Source organism: Chryseobacterium sp. UF-81, assembly GCF_058245105.1.
The window spans coordinates 19819-35617 of record NZ_JBSIBX010000018.1; the positions used below are offsets into that span (position 1 = coordinate 19819).

Below are 15799 nucleotides of genomic sequence, written 5' to 3' on the forward strand. Positions count from 1 at the left end.
AAACGGGCTTAGCCCGTTTCTATTAAATGATTATCGATTTCTGGATAATTTTTTCTCCCTTGCAGATCTGATTGATTGAGCAGATTGATACTTAAACATACATACTACGATTATGTAGAATTTAATTTGAAATGATTACAAACAAAAAAACGGGCTAAAGCCCGTTTTAATGATATATTTTTATCTGAATTAAGATCTTAATTCTGCGTTGTATTCTTTTTGGAATGCCTTGATCAGAGAATCCATTACTTCAGAGATTTCCTTCTCTTCCAATGTTTTTTCTTCATTAAGAAGTTCAAAGCTCATCGCATAAGATTTCTTTCCTTCCGGAAGATTCTTTCCTTCATACACATCGAATAAATTGATGCTCTTGATGAAAGGAGATTTATTCTTTTTGGCAGTCTGATAAAGATCCTCATAGCTTATATTCTTGTCGATCAATAGCGCAAGGTCTCTTCTTATCTTATTGAACTTAGGAATATCCTTAAATTTAAGAACATTTTTAGAACGTAATTCCTGAGCTAACTCAAGTTCTATTTCTGCATAGAAACATTCCTGATCAATATCAAAGTCTTTCAGTAAAGCGGGAGATACTTTTCCAATTCTCACTAAAGTCTTTCCTCCGGCTTCATAAGCTAATGCATCGGAAAATCTGTCGTCTGTTAAAGCAGTTTCTTTATAATCAACACCCAGTCTCTCTAATAAAACTTTTACGTAGGCTTTAAGATTGTAGAAGCTTACCGCAGATTTAGGCTGCAGCCAATTTTCAGCAACATCTCTTCCTGTAACAAGAAGGGCTAACTGTTTTCTTTCTTCGTATTTATCTTTTTTATGGTAAATTTTTCCGAATTCAAAGAATTTAATATCCTGATTCCTTCTGTTGATATTGTACACTGCATTCTGAAGAAGCCCTTCTAGTAAAGATTTTCTCATGAAAGCAAGGTCTCCGCTCAATGGATTCAGCAATTTTACAGCATCGGTTTCATCTTTTACAGAAGTCAGTGAGTTATTCATAGCTTCGTTGAAACCAAGTCCCTGCAGGGTTCTTGCCCAGTTATTTTCAAGTTCATCCTGATCGTTAGCGCTCAGTTTTACCGGAGTAAAGGAAATTTTCTGCGGAGCATCGATCTTATTGTATCCGTAAATTCTCAGGATTTCCTCGATCACATCAATTTCTCTTGTTACATCAGCTCTGTAAGCCGGTACAGAGATTTCAAGTCCGTTCTGGATCTCATTAAGAACCTGAATTTCCAGAGATTTCAAGATTTCCTTTACTTTTTCTCTGTGAATCTTTGTGCCTAAGATCTGTTCGATCTTTGAGAACCTGATGATCACATAATTATCTTCGATTTTCTTCGGATATTCTTCCAACAGATCGCCCACCAGCTTTCCGCCTGCAATCTCCTGGATCATTTTGATGGCATGGGTTATTGCTGTTCGGGTAATATTAGGGTCTACTCCTCTTTCAAACCTGAAGGAGGCATCTGTATTTAAGCCATGAAACTTAGCTCCTTTTCTTACGGCAACCGGGTTGAAATAAGCACTTTCCAGGAATATGGTTTTCGTTTCATCAGAAACCCCGGAATTGGCACCACCGAAAACCCCTGCAATACACATCGGGTTATCTTTTCCGTCCTTGATCATCACTTCAGAGCCATTCAAAGTTCTTTCAACACCATCCAGGGTAGTGAATTTTGTCCCTTCTTTTACAGTTCCCACTTTCACTTTGCTGTCCGTGATCTTGTCTGCATCAAATGCATGAAGAGGCTGTCCGTAACCGTGAAGAATATAGTTCGTAATATCTACAATATTGTTGATCGGGTTCAACCCGATTGCTTTCAGCCTGTTTTTTAACCAAGCCGGAGATTCTGCTATTTTCACATCTTCAATGACAGCTCCTATATATCTCGGACACAGTTCAGCATTTTCCACTTCCAAAGTGAAGTTATGAGTGCCTTCCCCATTCAGGACTTCAGAATTCACTTTTTCAAACGTTGATTTCTGCTGGTTGGTTGAAAGGAAAGCATGAAGATCTCTTGCCACACCATAATGTGACATCGCATCTGTCCTGTTAGGTGTTAAACCTATTTCTATCACTTCATCAGTGGCCAATTCAAAATAGTCAGCAAAATTCTTTCCTACTTCATATTGGGTTTCATCCAAAACCATAATTCCGCCGTGATCATCACTAAGGCCAAGCTCATCTTCTGCACAGATCATCCCCTGAGAGACCTCACTTCTGATCTTAGCTTCCTTAATCTCGAAAAAGTTCCCGGTTTTGTCATAGATCTTAGTTCCTACAACAGCTACAGGAACAGTCTGTCCTGCTTCAACATTGGGAGCACCGCAAACAATATTTAATATTTTCCCATTCCCTACATCAACTGTTGTTTTCTTTAGTTTATCTGCATTCGGATGCTTTTCGCAGGTCAATACTTTTCCTACTACAATACCTTCCAGACTGCCCTTTACACTTTCAAATTTTTCTATCCCCTCCACTTCAAGACCTATATCTGTCAGGAATTCTCCAATCCTTTCCGTTTTCAGTTCCGTTTTGATAAAGTCTTTCAGCCAGTTGTTTGATATTTTCATTTGCTATATTTTGAAAAATTATTGAATTTTCGCACAATATGTAGTGTACGATTTTCCCGTACAAAGGTCGTGTTTTTTTAAGAAATAGAGAAATTTAGGAATCACTTTAAAACAAATAGTTTTTATCAATTCTTTCTTGTTGAATGAGCAAATTTTCCTATAAAAAAAGATAAAATATTTATATTATCTTTAAGATTTTCAATTATTCACTAAAATAAATCGTTAAAAAACCGAGCTCATTTAAAATAAAAAAGAGACTGAATTTTTTCAGTCTCTTATAATTTTTATTATTTAAAATATTACAATCCGATTACCGGCATTGATAACATCAGGATATTTTCACTTTCTTCAAGACCGTCAAGAGGTTCTATGATTCCCGGTCTGTTCGGTTGAGACATCTTCATAGTGATATCGTCAGAACCTAAAATAGTAAGCATTTCCGTTAAAAATTTAGAGCTGAAACCAATATTGATATCTTCCCCGTTATAATCGCAAGGAATCTGCATATCCGCTTTGTTTGCATATTCTGTATCTTCTGCATGAAGGTGAAGTATGTTGGCAGACAGCTTAAATCTTACCTGGTTGGTAGATTTGTTGGACATGATCGATGCTCTTTTGATCGCTCCCAGAAGAAGATTTCTGTTGATCGTCAGTACATTTGGATTTTCCTTCGGGATTACGGCTGTATAATTCGGGTATTTACCGTCTATCAGTCTACAGATCCAGATGTGTTTTCCAAAAGTAAATTTAGCCATATTCTCATTGAAGTCGATCGTAACGTCTTCATTAGAACTGGCCAGAATATTTTTGAAAATGTTCAAAGGTTTTTTAGGCATGATGAATTCCATAGGCTCGGCATTCATCAGGTCTGTTCTTTTATAAACTACCAGTCTGTGGGAATCTGTAGAAACAAAATTGGTTTCATTTTCTCCAAACTGGAACAGTACTCCTGTCATTACGGGACGAAGAGAGTCATTACTTGTTGCAAAAAGAGTGTTTGTCAATGCTTCAGATAAAACTCCTGCCGGCATGGCTACGCTTTGAGACGCATCAAATTCGGGAAGTTCCGGATAATCATCGGCATTATCCAGCGCTACAGCGAAATTGTCTTTTTCATCTAAAATCTCAAGCTGGCTTCCGGTTCCTTCCGCATTATCTTTTACAACAAATGTCAAAGGCTGTTCTCCATACGTCTTGATAAAATCTTGAAAAATTTTAGCAGGAACGGCAAATTTACCCGAATCATCAGACTTTACGTCCAGAGAGGTAACAAGAGTAGTCTCGCCATCAGATGCTGTAATGGTAACGTTATTTCCGTCTAGTTCAAAAAGATAGTTTTCTAAAATCGGTCTCGATTGAGAGCTTGATATTACGCCACTTACAGTTTGCAATGCTTTCTGCAGTTCACCACTTGAAATAATAAATTTCATAGATTTAAAAATAAGTTTCTACAAATATAATAAATAGAAACTATAATGAAAAAAATAATCTTAAGGAGTTTTGAACAAATATCATTAAGCTGTTTTAAGACATGATTTTAATGCCCGGATTTACTTCTGATCATTAATTCTGAGCAAAATTGGATCTTTATTTTCTCATTGTTGAGTGAATACAATTATTGAAAAACAGGTATTTAATATTTCACTTTCGTCGAAATACAAATCTTATCTTTGTTAAAAATAAGCTATGCAAAAACCGCCTGTTCACAGAAGCTTTTTAAATGCTTTCCGGGGTATTTTCATGATGATAAAAACGGAAAGAAATTTCCGGATCGAACTTACTGCTTTTTTTATAAACCTGATTCTAATATTCTATCTCGGACTTTCATCCATTGATACAATTCTGATTCTTATGGTTTCAATAGCTGTTTTAAGTGCTGAAATTTTCAATACAGCCGTAGAAAAAGTATGTGATATCATTCAACCTGATTTTGACAGAAGAATCGGTTTTATTAAAGATGCATCTGCCGGAGCGGTTCTTTTGATGGCCGCCGGATCTGTTATAGTAGGAATTATTGTGTACTGGAAGTACATATTTCAATAAAAAAGCACCTCTGAAAAGAAGTGCTTTGTAGTTTTAAGAGCAGTAAAAATCCCATGATTCGGAGGTCATACAGCCATTAAATTTTGGGCAATACCAGCCATAAGGATAATTACAATATCCGTTTTCATCAACAGGGACAGTAATCAAAGGTGGGTTTATCCCTTTTCCATTTACATTTTTCAGTTCCTGTCTGTTAAGTTTTTTCAGATTTTTCATACTTTTTTATTTGTAAGCCTAAAACTATAAATAAAATTAATATTTCACCAAGATAAGATAAATTAATCTTTTAAATATTTTTCTATAATTGGGATGGCGGTTTCAGCCATTACACCATAGCCTTTTTCATTAGGATGAACACCATCTCCGGAAAGCAAAATTTCTTTATCCCTTAAAAATGCGGTGTAAAAATCTATGTAATATAAAGTATTTTCAACTGCGATATCTTTAAGGATCTGATTATAAACCAAAATTTCCTCGTTTGTTCTTAATTTTCCGGCTGCACTCTTCACGCCGTCTATTTTCTGGGAAACCGGAAGAATGCTTACCAGATAAATATCATTCGCATATTGTTTTGCATGATGAATGGCCTCAATTATATTATTTCTGAATCGGACAGGATTTACCATAGGTATTCCGTCCTTAATGGCCAGGTCATTGGCGCCATAGCCGATAAAAATAATATTTCCCTCGGCTGAATTTCTGGCCGCCAGCTCAAAAGGCATCCTTTTTAACAGGCCTTCTGTAGTTTCCCCTCCTATTCCCAGATTAAAAAGAATCAACTCATTGCTTCCTTCATGAAACTGCTGCAGGGCATATCTTTTAAGGATATCAACCCAACCGCCGAATACTCCGTCATATTCTCCATACGTAATACTGTCTCCAAAGAACAGCCCATAAATCATTTTCTTCATTTTAGAAGTTAGATGTTAGATGTTAGATGTTAGAATTTAGTTTTTTTCACTCCAAAATTAGTGTAATATTTTTGTGTGATTCTATAATTTCAATTAAAATTTCAAACAGGGTCTGGCCTTTTCCTGAAAGCAAATCATCCAGTTTTTGCTGTATTAATTCTGCATTAAATGGTTTTCCCTGTCTGATCTTGTTTTGGTAAAAATTCCGGGTTAATTCTTGACCCAGCTCTTCTTTTGATTTTTGGGATTCTTTCCATATGATTTCAATTCTTTCTCCGTTTTCAAATGCTCCGAAACCGCCGTACAGGATATCATCGAAGCCATCCAGTGTTCCTACTTTCCAGTCCGTATCTTTCATCAACACTAAGGAAACCTCATTGTAAAATCCAGGCAGATCTGAGAAGTGGCTGCCATCTATTATGATTATTTTATTTTTATCTGACCCCAATCCTGTTTAATTTTTATAAGCTTAATCCTGATAAATATAAAAAATGACCGCCATTCGGTGGCGGTCATTTTTATTTTATTTGAAGTATTCTACTCCGTTTCTGAATATATTGTGGTAATTCGCGGTCGGTATGTTTTTCATGAGGCCTTCTGCAAAGCGCTCAGGATGCCCCATTCTTCCGTAAATCTTTCCACACGGACTGGTAACCCCTTCAATTCCGAATAATGAATTATTAGGGTTAAATGGCATTCCGTGGGCAATATTTCCATCAAGATCGATGTATTGGGTAGCAATCTGTCCGTTTTCATACAGCTTTTTGATCTCTTCTTCAGAAGCCATGAAACGTCCTTCCCCGTGAGAGATAGGAATGGTAAATACCTGGTCTTTCATTCCTTTTAACCAAGGGCTTTCGTCGTTGATCACCTTCACGTTTACCATCTGGGAAATATGTCTTCTGATGGCATTGTGAGCCAATGTCGGAGAATTTTCGTCCAGATCTTTGATTCTTCCGTAAGGTAACAGACCGGATTTAACCAATGCCTGGAAACCATTACAGATACCGATGATCATCCCGTCTCTGTCCAATAATTCGTGAACAGCGTTCTTCATCTTCTCGTTTTTCAGAACGTTTACGATGAACTTTGCGGAACCATCCGGCTCATCACCTGCTGAGAAGCCTCCTGAGAATGCAAGGATCTGGGATGTTCTGATCTCCTCTACCCACGCATCAATGCTTTCATCCAGCAATTGGTGGCTGATATTTTTCAAAGGCAGACTGCTGATCACAGCGCCTTCTTTCTGGAATGCATTCAGCGTATCATATTCACAGTTTGTTCCCGGAAATACAGGAGCAAATACTTTCGGCCGGGCGATTCCGTGTTTTTTAATGATAATATTTCTTGGATGGATTGAGTTTGATTTCTCATCAATTTCAACCGTCAGCTTTTCTTTTTCTTTGGTTGGGAAAAGGTTTTCAAATGTTCCGGTATACGCTGCCAGAAGATCCAAGATCGTAGATTCCAGGCCATTTATCACTAAAACACCTGAGTTTTTTACTTCACCGATCTGCTGAAGAGAAGCATTGCTCAGCTCTTCGCTTGATTCGATGATTAAGCTTCCGATATTTTTAGCCAATAAAGCATTTCCGTCAATACTGATCTCTGCTCCCAGTCTGTTTCCAAAGCTCATTTTGGCTAAAGCTACTGCGGCACCTCCTTCTTTAATGATTTTTACGGAAACAATCTTTCCGGCTTTGATGTTTTCAAAAATAAATTCGAAAATACCTTTTAAGCTTTCATAATCAGGAAGTCCGTTTTCCTGAGGGATATGATTGAAGAAATATATTCTGTTTCCAGCCTGCTTGAATTCCGGAGAAATTACATTTTTCTTTTCACCGTTGGCACAGGCAAATGAAATTAAGGTCGGCGGGACATTCAGATCCTGATACGTCCCGCTCATAGAATCTTTTCCTCCGATCGCTGCAAGGCCAAGATTGATCTGGGCATCATAAGCTCCTAAAAGAGAAGCTAAAGGTTTGCCCCATTTCTCCGGATTCTGACCCAGCTTTTCAAAATACTCCTGGAAGCTTAATCTGATATTTTTGTAATCACCTCCCATGGCAGCAATCTTAGCAACACTTTCCACAACAGCATAAGAAGCTCCCAGCAGTGAATTCTGTTTTGAAATTCCGGTATCGAATCCCCAGCTTGCAAAGGAAACGGTTTCAATATCTTTTGCCCCTAAGATCGGCAGTGTCTGAGCACTTCCTTCCATCAGGGTCTGCTGATATTTTCCACCTAAAGGCATCGCAACAGTAGTTGCACCGATAGATGAATCGAACATTTCCAGCAATCCTTTTTGGGAAGCTACGTTTTTGTCACTTAATATTTTAATGAAGTTCTCTTTTGTAAAAGCCTGTGTTTCTTCTTTTACTTCTTCAAGGTGGGTAATTTTTACCTCCTGGGTTTTGGAACATCCGTTGGTATCCAAGAATTCTCTTGAAAGGTCAACAATTTTGTCTCCTTTCCAGAACATCTGCATTCTTCCTGAATCCGTTACTTTGGCAACTTCTACAGCAACAATGTTTTCATCCTCACAGAATTTGATGAACTGTTCTTTATCTTTCGGATCAACTACAACCGCCATTCTTTCCTGAGATTCGGAAATAGCAAGTTCGGTTCCGTTTAATCCTTCATATTTCAAAGGTAAAACATCAAGATTTACTTCTAAAGAGTCTGCAATTTCGCCGATGGCTACGGAAACACCTCCTGCTCCGAAGTCATTAGATTTTTTGATAAGCTTCGTTACTGCAGGATTTCTGAACAGCCTCTGGATTTTACGTTCTTCAACGGCATTTCCTTTCTGAACTTCAGAGCTCATCGTATGAATAGAGGTTTCGTCCTGCTCTTTTGAGCTTCCGCTTGCCCCACCAACACCGTCACGGCCTGTTGCCCCACCTAAGATGATAATAGAATCACCATTTGCAGGTTTTTCACGTCTTACCCAATCAATAGGCACTGCTCCGGTAACGAATCCCACTTCCATTCTTTTGGCCTTGTAACCTTCATCGTAGATCTCAGAAACCATTGTTGTAGCAAGACCGATCTGGTTTCCGTAAGATGAATACCCGTTGGCAGCCTGTTTTGTAATGGTTTTCTGAGGAAGTTTCCCCGGTAAAGTTTTATCAACAGGTTCTAAAACATCGGCAGCACCGGTTAATCTCATGGCCTGAAATACATATGATCTACCGGACAAAGGGTCTCTGATAGCCCCTCCCAAACATGTTGAAGCTCCCCCAAAAGGTTCAATTTCCGTAGGATGATTATGGGTTTCGTTTTTAAATAATAAATACCACGGCTCTTTTTTACCGTCGTATTCAGCTTCGATCTGGATAGTACAGGCGTTGATTTCGTCTGAAACAACAAGGTTTTCCAGATTACCTGTTTTATGGAAATATCTTCCGCATACTGTTGCCAGATCCATTAAAGAGATAGGTTTCAGCTCACGGCCTAAGAATTTTCTTTTTTCGATATAATCATTGAAAATAGTTTCCAATGTATGTTTGAAATCTCCTTCAAACCGGATATCTGACAATTCTGTCTCAAAAGTAGTGTGACGACAGTGGTCGCTCCAATAGGTGTCTAAAACTTTCAGTTCCGTTTCGGTAGGATTTCTTTTTTCTGTTTTAAAATATTCCTGAATAAATTTCAGATCATCCAACCCTAAGGCAAAACCGTGATTATTGTAAAAATTTTCAAGTTGAGCATCATCGAAAGCAATGAAGTTTTCGTGAATCAAAACTTTCGTCGGAATTTCATCTGCAGGAATATCTAAGATGGTAAGATCTTTTTCCTGAGATTCCACTTTATTGATCAGAAGATCTTTGATTTTTACTAGATCTGCTTCAGAAACGCCCTCAAACTGGATCAGCTTTCCGCTTCTTACTTTTGATTTTTCATTCTCCGTCAGTAAAGCGATACACTGCTGTGCAGAATCTGCACGCTGATCATACTGGCCCGGCAAAAATTCCATGGCAAAATGGATTCCTTCGGCAGGGTTTTCTGTATGTAAAATATCAGTAACCGGATCCACGAAAGTGCTGTTGACAACCTTTTCGAATTCACCGTCATTCAAATTGAAAATATCGTACACATTGTATACTTTCACATTTTTGATTGACGGCACAACCGCTTTTACTTCATCAAAAATTTTTGGACTTTCTACATCGAAAATTCCTCTTTTTTCTACGAAAATTCTTTTGTTATTAGACATTAGATGTCAGATATTTAAATATTATTAGACTTATTTACTTAATTTATTCGGATTATCAGGATGTTCTTTTTGAAATTGCCAAGCCTGTTTGGTCTCATTTTTCAGCCATTTCTGAAAAGGAATTTTTTCATTTTCAAATTCAAGTGCAAAAATATTTTTACCGTCTTCTGATACTAGAAATTTATAATCTGATATTCCCGCTTCCGTTTTTCTATAATCATAGGTATTTATCTGATTAAACGGGAAATTTTCTTTGGGTCTTTCTACAATTTCAAAAAATAATTTCTTCTCGTTATCAGAGAGTTTTGTATAGTGATTGACATAATAAATTCCTGAAAGCTTTTTATTTTGCTTATTGAAAAACTGAAGAATTGCCTTTTCTTTTTCATTATAATTGAATGGATTTGGATAATATTTTCCTCCAACTTCTACCGCATTATCTGATTTTGAAACGGGTTTTTCAATTTCTCCTTTGAAATTCATTACTCCCCAGGTCCCACCAACAATTGCTTTATGCTCATCTTCTGTCTTTTCCCAGTCGCAACCGTCACAAAAAGCAGTGTAACCGTAATGGAAAGGGGATGCAAAATCATGAATCGGTTCAATAATAACTTTTCCATTTCTGTCCACAAAACCAACTTTTCCGTTTTTAACAAACCTTCTTACCCCTTCGGAAAAATAATCTGCTCCATTGTCGTACAAGAAAGGTCTGTAAAGGAAATTTCCCGTTTTATCATAAACATATCCCCATGCGTTTTTTTCTTTTTCTTCTCCTTTTTTAAAGCCGTCAAAATAAATGGTCTCCCCTTCAACTAATTCTCCATTCTCCAGGTTTGAGAAAATTTTAAACTGTGCCGGAACAATAATTTTACCCTCCTGATTTTTTACTCCCACCAAAGAATCTTTTGAAATAAAATACTTTAAAACCTCCTTCTTCTGGGAAAAAGAAAGTATGGGTATCATGGAAATTAATAAAAGAATTCTTCTCATGTGGAAAATAAAAAATGCAGCCCAAAAGGACTGCATATATTTTATACTTTAAGATCAGCCTCCAGTCCTATCAAGTCTTTATTTTTATCCAGAATTGGCTGAACTTCATTGCTGATGAACTCCTCTGTCTGAATTGGTGCAAAACCGATAAAGTTTTTAGGATCTAAAACTTCTTTTAATTTTGATTTATCTAATTTTAAAGAATCATCATTTAAGATTCTTTCAATAAGGTCATTTTCTTTTCCTTCCTCTTTCACTTTCTTGGAAGCTTCCATAGAATGAACTCTGATCACTTCGTGAATTTCCTGGCGGTCACCACCGGCTTTCACTTCTTCCATGATGATATATTCCGTGGCCATAAAAGGAAGTTCCTCCATAATGTGCTTGTTGATTCTGTTCGGGTAAACAACAATTCCATTCATGATGTTGTTCCAGATCAAAAGGATGGCATCAATCGCAAGAAATGCCTGAGGAATAGTCAGCCTCTTGTTGGCAGAATCATCCAGTGTTCTTTCGAACCATTGTGTAGAAGCTACCATCGCAGAACTTGTCGTCAGCGACATTACGTATTTTGCCAATGCCCCGATTCTTTCACTTCTCATCGGATTACGTTTGTAAGCCATTGCTGAGGAACCGATCTGGTTTTTCTCAAACGGCTCTTCAATTTCTTTAAGGTTTTGAAGAAGACGCAAATCGTTGGTGAATTTATGGGCAGACTGGGCAATATTTCCTAATAAAGCTACTACTTTAGCATCAATTTTTCTGTCATACGTCTGACCTGAAACACCAAATACTTTTTCGAAACCGAATCTTTTTGAAAGCTCCTTATCCAAATGTTTCACTTTGGAATAGTCGCCATTGAAAAGCTCCAGGAAACTTGCAGCAGTACCCGTAGTTCCTTTTACTCCTCTGAAACGGAGTGTTTCCAGAAAGAAATCCAATTCTTCGATATCAAGAACCAGGCTCTGCAACCAAAGAGTTGCTCTTTTCCCAACTGTAGTCAGCTGAGCCGGTTGGAAATGAGTGAATCCTAAGGTAGGAAGATCTTTATACTGAATAGAGAAATCAGCTAAGTTTTTCATGACGTTAACCAGCTTTTTCTTTAAGATTAAAAGCCCGTCACGAATCTGAATAAGGTCTGTGTTATCTCCTACAAAAGCCGAAGTAGCCCCCAAATGGATAATTCCTTTCGCTGAAGGTGCCACATCACCATAGGTGTGAACGTGGGCCATTACATCATGACGGAATTTTTTTTCATACTCAGCTGCTTTATCATAATCTATATTTTCAGCATTAGCTTTCAGCTCAGCAATCTGCCCGTCTGTAATATCAAGACCTAAGTCTTTTTCAATTTCAGCCAAAGCGATCCAAAGCTTTCTCCAGGTACGGAATTTATTGTTATGTGAGAAATTAAACAACATTTCTTCACTGGAATAGCGCTCTTCCAATGGATTTTTGTAGGAATTCATTCTTTCTTTTACTTTTTAGATGTACAAAAATAAGGATTTTCAGTGAGAGATGAAAATTGTGGAAGCTGTTTTAAATTTTACTTAAAGCTGGTCATCATTCTGTATTTTATACAAGCCGCAATCTGTTTTTACAATTTATTTTACAGAAATGTTTTTAATTTTTCAACAAGAAGTGATTTCAAGAGACTGGGTTCCTCCACCGGGTGGATACTGCCCTGCAGGAACTTGCCAATATACAGAAAACGGACCATGCAGAACTTACGATCCTGAGAAATGTTATTAAAGCATATTATAGAAAAAGCCGTTCTTCCGAACGGCTTATTTTTTTGTCATAATATAAAGAATCATGCATTAACCTTTATATTATTTAGGATTGTACACTACGCAAGTCCGCACTCTGTTCCTACGGGAATGCATTTTTTCACAAATGAACACCAGAAATAACCTGGTAAACACATAGGAATACCTCCCTGAACTGTTTTCAATTCTTTTTTTGTAAGTTTTTTTAGATTTTTCATATAGTATTTTTTACACTTCCTACTCTATAAGCTTTTCGGATTTCGCTATAATTTGGTCTTACTAATATACATTTTTTAACCTGAAATTGCAATTTAATATTAATTATTTTCTAAATAGTTTGAATTAAGTAAATATTACTTTGAAGTACATGATAAAAAAAAAGCCGCCCTTTCCAGGGCGGCTTTTTGTGTATTAAATTGGATTTACTGATAAATCACAACATTGTCTTTTTTAAGCTGATATCCATTCTTTTTGAAAGGAACCAGTGCATATCCATCTTTTTTCCAGATTTTACCTTTTCCTGTTCTTGTAAGAATTAAGCTTTCTCCATCTGTATCAGGAACAAAAACTTCGGCTTTCTTCAAATCTTTACTGAAAATCACGGCAGCCATTGACGTAGAACTTCCTTTGGGAGCAACTTCTGTTAATTTAATCTTCTGCTCAAATACCCTTACACAATCTTTTTTGATCTGGGAATAGGTATATCCTGCCGAACCAATACATCCATGGGCATCCCTGTCACCACCTACTGTTTGTGCAAAAGCAAAAGACCCCAGGAAGATTGCGCTAAGTAAAATCGTTTTTTTCATAATTATTATCTTAAAGTTATAACTGTGCTATTAAAAATCATGCCAAAAAAGGGAGAAAAGCCACTCAAAAGAATGGCTTTGGTTATATTATTTGGTCCAGTTGATCTTTGAATGTTTTACATCATCAGAATTGGTTCCGATCATGATATCAAATTCTCCCGGCTCCCAGTCGAATTTCAATTCTCCATTGTAGAATTTCAAGCTTTCTGGTGTAATATCGAAAGTTACTTTTTTAGATTCGCCTTTTTTAAGGAAAATTTTCTGGAATCCTTTCAGTTCTTTTACCGGTCTGGTAATACTTCCTACCAGGTCCCTGATATAAAGCTGTACTACTTCAGCCCCGTCATAGTTTCCGGAATTGGTAACCGTTACTGAAGCCTGAATCGTTTGATTTCCTTTTGGATTAGGGTTTGAAACTGACATATCGGAATAGCTGAATTTAGAATAACTCAAACCGTAACCGAACGGATATAGCGGTGTATTACATTCATCCATATAATTGGAACGGAATCTTTCATATACACATTTATCGACTTTATCCTGACTTAAAGGGCGTCCGGTATTTTTTGCATTATAATAAATAGGAACCTGTCCTAAGCTTCTCGGGAAGGTCATCGGAAGTTTTCCTGAAGGATTTACTTTCCCGAATAAAACGTCTGAAATAGCATTTCCAGCTTCTGATCCGGCAAACCATGCGTTCAGGATAGCATCAGGAGTATCTTTTACATTGGTTAAAGCTAAAGGTCGCCCTGTGTAAAGTACCATCGCGATCGGCTTTCCGGTCTTTTTCAGTTCATTTAACAAGTCAACCTGTGACTGAGGAATGGTGATTTCTGTTCTTGATGAGGACTCCCCGCTCATTTCGGCAGATTCTCCAATTGCCAGAACGATAATATCTGCTTTGTTGGCTACCTCAACAGCTTCTTTTAACAATTGTTCTTTGGAGCGGCTGTCTCTGTCTGTTTTTTTACCATGAGCTGCATAAATATCTTCTAATTTTGCATCGTAATCAATGTTGGCACCTTTTGCTGAAAGGAATTTCACTTCTTTTCCATAATTAGTCTGAAGACCCTGCATTAATGAAACTGAAGCTGCATGTTTTGTAGCAACGCTCCATGTTCCGGCCATATTGAGAGAGTTATTCACCAATGGTCCGATCACAGCCACTGTGCCGGATTTTTTCAACGGCAATACCTGATTATCATTTTTTAATAAAACCATAGACTGAGCTGCAGCATTTCTTGCCACATTACGGTTCTCCATATTGTAAACCTCTTTTGCGGCCAGTTTTGCATCTCCGTAACGGTAAGGATCGTCGAATAACCCGAGATCATATTTTGCTTCAAGAATTCTTCTTGCAGCCATATCAATTTCGGCCTGTGTAACTTTTCCTTCTCCAAGGGATTTCTTGAGGGTCGTTAAAAACCCTTCTCCTACCATGTCCATATCTATTCCGGCTTTCAGAGCCAAAGCAGATACCTGCTGAAGATCTCCCATTCCGTGCTCTGTCATTTCATTGATCCCGGTATAATCGGTAACTACGAAACCTTTGAAGTTCCACATTTTTCTCAGAACATCAGTCTGCAGCCATCTATTTCCGGTTGCCGGAATTCCATCCACTTCATTGAAGGAAGCCATTACAGAAGCTACTCCGGCATCTACTGCTGCCTTATATGGCGGGAAATATTCGTTGAACATTCTCACATGGCTCATGTCTACTGTATTGTAATCACGTCCGGCTTCTCCTGCTCCGTATAGTGCGAAATGCTTTACACAGGCTAAAATGGTATTACCGGCGGAAAGGTCTTTTCCCTGATAGCCATAAACCATATTTTTGGAGACTTCACTTCCTAAATAAGGGTCTTCACCAGAACCTTCGGAAACTCTTCCCCATCTCGGTTCGCGGGAAATATCTACCATTGGAGAGAAAGTCCAGTTGATTCCATCGGAGGAAGCTTCTTTTGCCGCTATTCTTGCAGACTGTTGGACAAGATTCATATCCCAGGAAGCAGCAAGTCCCAACGGGATCGGGAAAGTGGTTTCGTAACCATGGATGACATCCATCCCGAAGATCAAAGGAATTTTCAAACGGCTTTTTTCTATAGCCACTTTCTGAACTGCCTTGATCTTGTCAGCTCCTTTTATATTGAATAATCCTCCTACTAATCCCTGCTCTACTTTTTTTCCGATATCTGAACTTTGAGCCTGTCCTGTAGTAAAATCCCCGGAGGTTGGCAGGTTGAGCTGACCAATCTTTTCATCTAAAGTCATTTTAGATAAAAGATTTTCTACGAAAGCTTTTCTTTTCGCCTGATACTGAGCTGTCTGATAAGACTGCACCGGTTTAGTTACCATTTCCTGCGCGGAAAACACAGGAGAAAGTGCTAAAGCTGCGAGTACAATTAACTTTTTCATAAATCTATCTTCTTAAATTATAGTTCTAATTTTATTTTATTGTTTAACCAT

General features: G+C 37.7%; 13 protein-coding genes. 2 read left to right on the top strand and 11 right to left on the bottom strand.

Annotated elements, in window-relative coordinates:
* Positions 1 to 189: 189 nt before the first annotated feature.
* Both pheT and dnaN read right to left on the bottom strand, forming a co-directional pair.
* Positions 190 to 2592: a phenylalanine--tRNA ligase subunit beta gene (gene pheT / locus AC4IFE_RS19560; RefSeq protein WP_490758795.1), complete on the bottom strand. Its 2403-nt coding sequence runs from the start codon at positions 2590 to 2592 to the stop codon at positions 190 to 192.
* Positions 2593 to 2891: 299 nt separating this feature from the next.
* On the bottom strand, positions 2892 to 4022 hold the full coding sequence (gene dnaN / locus AC4IFE_RS19565; protein WP_436806067.1) for a DNA polymerase III subunit beta: 1131 nt from the start codon (positions 4020 to 4022) through the stop codon (positions 2892 to 2894).
* Positions 4023 to 4278: 256 nt separating this feature from the next.
* Between dnaN and AC4IFE_RS19570 the strand changes: the two genes are divergently transcribed.
* The gene (locus AC4IFE_RS19570; RefSeq protein WP_490758796.1) at positions 4279 to 4635 is read left to right on the top strand and encodes a diacylglycerol kinase family protein; all 357 of its coding nucleotides are present in this window, start codon (positions 4279 to 4281) and stop codon (positions 4633 to 4635) included.
* Positions 4636 to 4668: 33 nt separating this feature from the next.
* Here AC4IFE_RS19570 and AC4IFE_RS19575 read toward each other — a convergent pair whose 3' ends face one another.
* The 6 genes from AC4IFE_RS19575 to purB all read right to left on the bottom strand — a co-directional run bounded on the left by AC4IFE_RS19575 (position 4669) and on the right by purB (position 12224).
* Positions 4669 to 4851, bottom strand: a complete 183-nt coding sequence (locus AC4IFE_RS19575) for a bacteriocin-like protein (RefSeq protein WP_490758797.1) — start codon at positions 4849 to 4851, stop codon at positions 4669 to 4671.
* 62 nt (positions 4852 to 4913) lie between these two features.
* Positions 4914 to 5546, bottom strand: a complete 633-nt coding sequence (locus AC4IFE_RS19580) for an SGNH/GDSL hydrolase family protein (protein ID WP_490758798.1) — start codon at positions 5544 to 5546, stop codon at positions 4914 to 4916.
* Positions 5547 to 5592: 46 nt separating this feature from the next.
* Positions 5593 to 5994, bottom strand: a complete 402-nt coding sequence (locus tag AC4IFE_RS19585; RefSeq protein WP_490758799.1) for a barstar family protein — start codon at positions 5992 to 5994, stop codon at positions 5593 to 5595.
* A 75-nt stretch (positions 5995 to 6069) separates the two neighbouring features.
* Positions 6070 to 9765, bottom strand: a complete 3696-nt coding sequence (locus AC4IFE_RS19590; RefSeq protein WP_490758800.1) for a phosphoribosylformylglycinamidine synthase — start codon at positions 9763 to 9765, stop codon at positions 6070 to 6072.
* A gap of 30 nt (positions 9766 to 9795) precedes the next feature.
* Positions 9796 to 10728, bottom strand: a complete 933-nt coding sequence (locus AC4IFE_RS19595) for a WG repeat-containing protein (RefSeq protein WP_490758801.1) — start codon at positions 10726 to 10728, stop codon at positions 9796 to 9798.
* A 68-nt stretch (positions 10729 to 10796) separates the two neighbouring features.
* Positions 10797 to 12224 carry an adenylosuccinate lyase gene (gene purB, locus AC4IFE_RS19600; protein WP_490758802.1) on the bottom strand — a complete coding sequence of 476 codons (1428 nt, stop codon included), beginning with the start codon at positions 12222 to 12224 and terminating at the stop codon, positions 10797 to 10799.
* Positions 12225 to 12372: 148 nt separating this feature from the next.
* On the opposite strand from purB, the gene AC4IFE_RS19605 reads away from it, so the two are divergent.
* A complete protein-coding gene (locus tag AC4IFE_RS19605) occupies positions 12373 to 12507 on the top strand; it encodes a hypothetical protein (RefSeq protein ID WP_490758803.1) in 135 nt (44 codons plus the stop codon).
* A gap of 97 nt (positions 12508 to 12604) precedes the next feature.
* On the opposite strand, the gene AC4IFE_RS19610 is transcribed toward AC4IFE_RS19605, so the two are convergent.
* The 3 genes from AC4IFE_RS19610 to bglX form a co-directional block, all read right to left on the bottom strand.
* Positions 12605 to 12742, bottom strand: a complete 138-nt coding sequence (locus AC4IFE_RS19610; RefSeq protein WP_490758804.1) for a bacteriocin-like protein — start codon at positions 12740 to 12742, stop codon at positions 12605 to 12607.
* Between the two features lie 204 nt (positions 12743 to 12946).
* The gene (locus AC4IFE_RS19615) at positions 12947 to 13333 is read right to left on the bottom strand and encodes a hypothetical protein (protein WP_490758805.1); all 387 of its coding nucleotides are present in this window, start codon (positions 13331 to 13333) and stop codon (positions 12947 to 12949) included.
* 87 nt (positions 13334 to 13420) lie between these two features.
* Positions 13421 to 15748 carry a beta-glucosidase BglX gene (bglX, locus tag AC4IFE_RS19620; protein ID WP_490758806.1) on the bottom strand — a complete coding sequence of 776 codons (2328 nt, stop codon included), beginning with the start codon at positions 15746 to 15748 and terminating at the stop codon, positions 13421 to 13423.
* Positions 15749 to 15799 lie beyond the last annotated feature (51 nt).

What these genes read in the sequence shown, in the direction of transcription:
- pheT (WP_490758795.1), bottom strand. Translation starts at nt 2,592, where the DNA reads ATGAAAATATCAAACAACTGGCTGAAAGACTTTATCAAAACGGAACTG.
- dnaN (WP_436806067.1), bottom strand. Translation starts at nt 4,022, where the DNA reads ATGAAATTTATTATTTCAAGTGGTGAACTGCAGAAAGCATTGCAAACT.
- AC4IFE_RS19570 (WP_490758796.1), top strand. Translation starts at nt 4,279, where the DNA reads ATGCAAAAACCGCCTGTTCACAGAAGCTTTTTAAATGCTTTCCGGGGT.
- AC4IFE_RS19575 (WP_490758797.1), bottom strand. Translation starts at nt 4,851, where the DNA reads ATGAAAAATCTGAAAAAACTTAACAGACAGGAACTGAAAAATGTAAAT.
- AC4IFE_RS19580 (WP_490758798.1), bottom strand. Translation starts at nt 5,546, where the DNA reads ATGAAGAAAATGATTTATGGGCTGTTCTTTGGAGACAGTATTACGTAT.
- AC4IFE_RS19590 (WP_490758800.1), bottom strand. Translation starts at nt 9,765, where the DNA reads ATGTCTAATAACAAAAGAATTTTCGTAGAAAAAAGAGGAATTTTCGAT.
- AC4IFE_RS19595 (WP_490758801.1), bottom strand. Translation starts at nt 10,728, where the DNA reads ATGATACCCATACTTTCTTTTTCCCAGAAGAAGGAGGTTTTAAAGTAT.
- purB (WP_490758802.1), bottom strand. Translation starts at nt 12,224, where the DNA reads ATGAATTCCTACAAAAATCCATTGGAAGAGCGCTATTCCAGTGAAGAA.
- AC4IFE_RS19605 (WP_490758803.1), top strand. Translation starts at nt 12,373, where the DNA reads ATGTTTTTAATTTTTCAACAAGAAGTGATTTCAAGAGACTGGGTTCCT.
- AC4IFE_RS19610 (WP_490758804.1), bottom strand. Translation starts at nt 12,742, where the DNA reads ATGAAAAATCTAAAAAAACTTACAAAAAAAGAATTGAAAACAGTTCAG.
- AC4IFE_RS19615 (WP_490758805.1), bottom strand. Translation starts at nt 13,333, where the DNA reads ATGAAAAAAACGATTTTACTTAGCGCAATCTTCCTGGGGTCTTTTGCT.
- bglX (WP_490758806.1), bottom strand. Translation starts at nt 15,748, where the DNA reads ATGAAAAAGTTAATTGTACTCGCAGCTTTAGCACTTTCTCCTGTGTTT.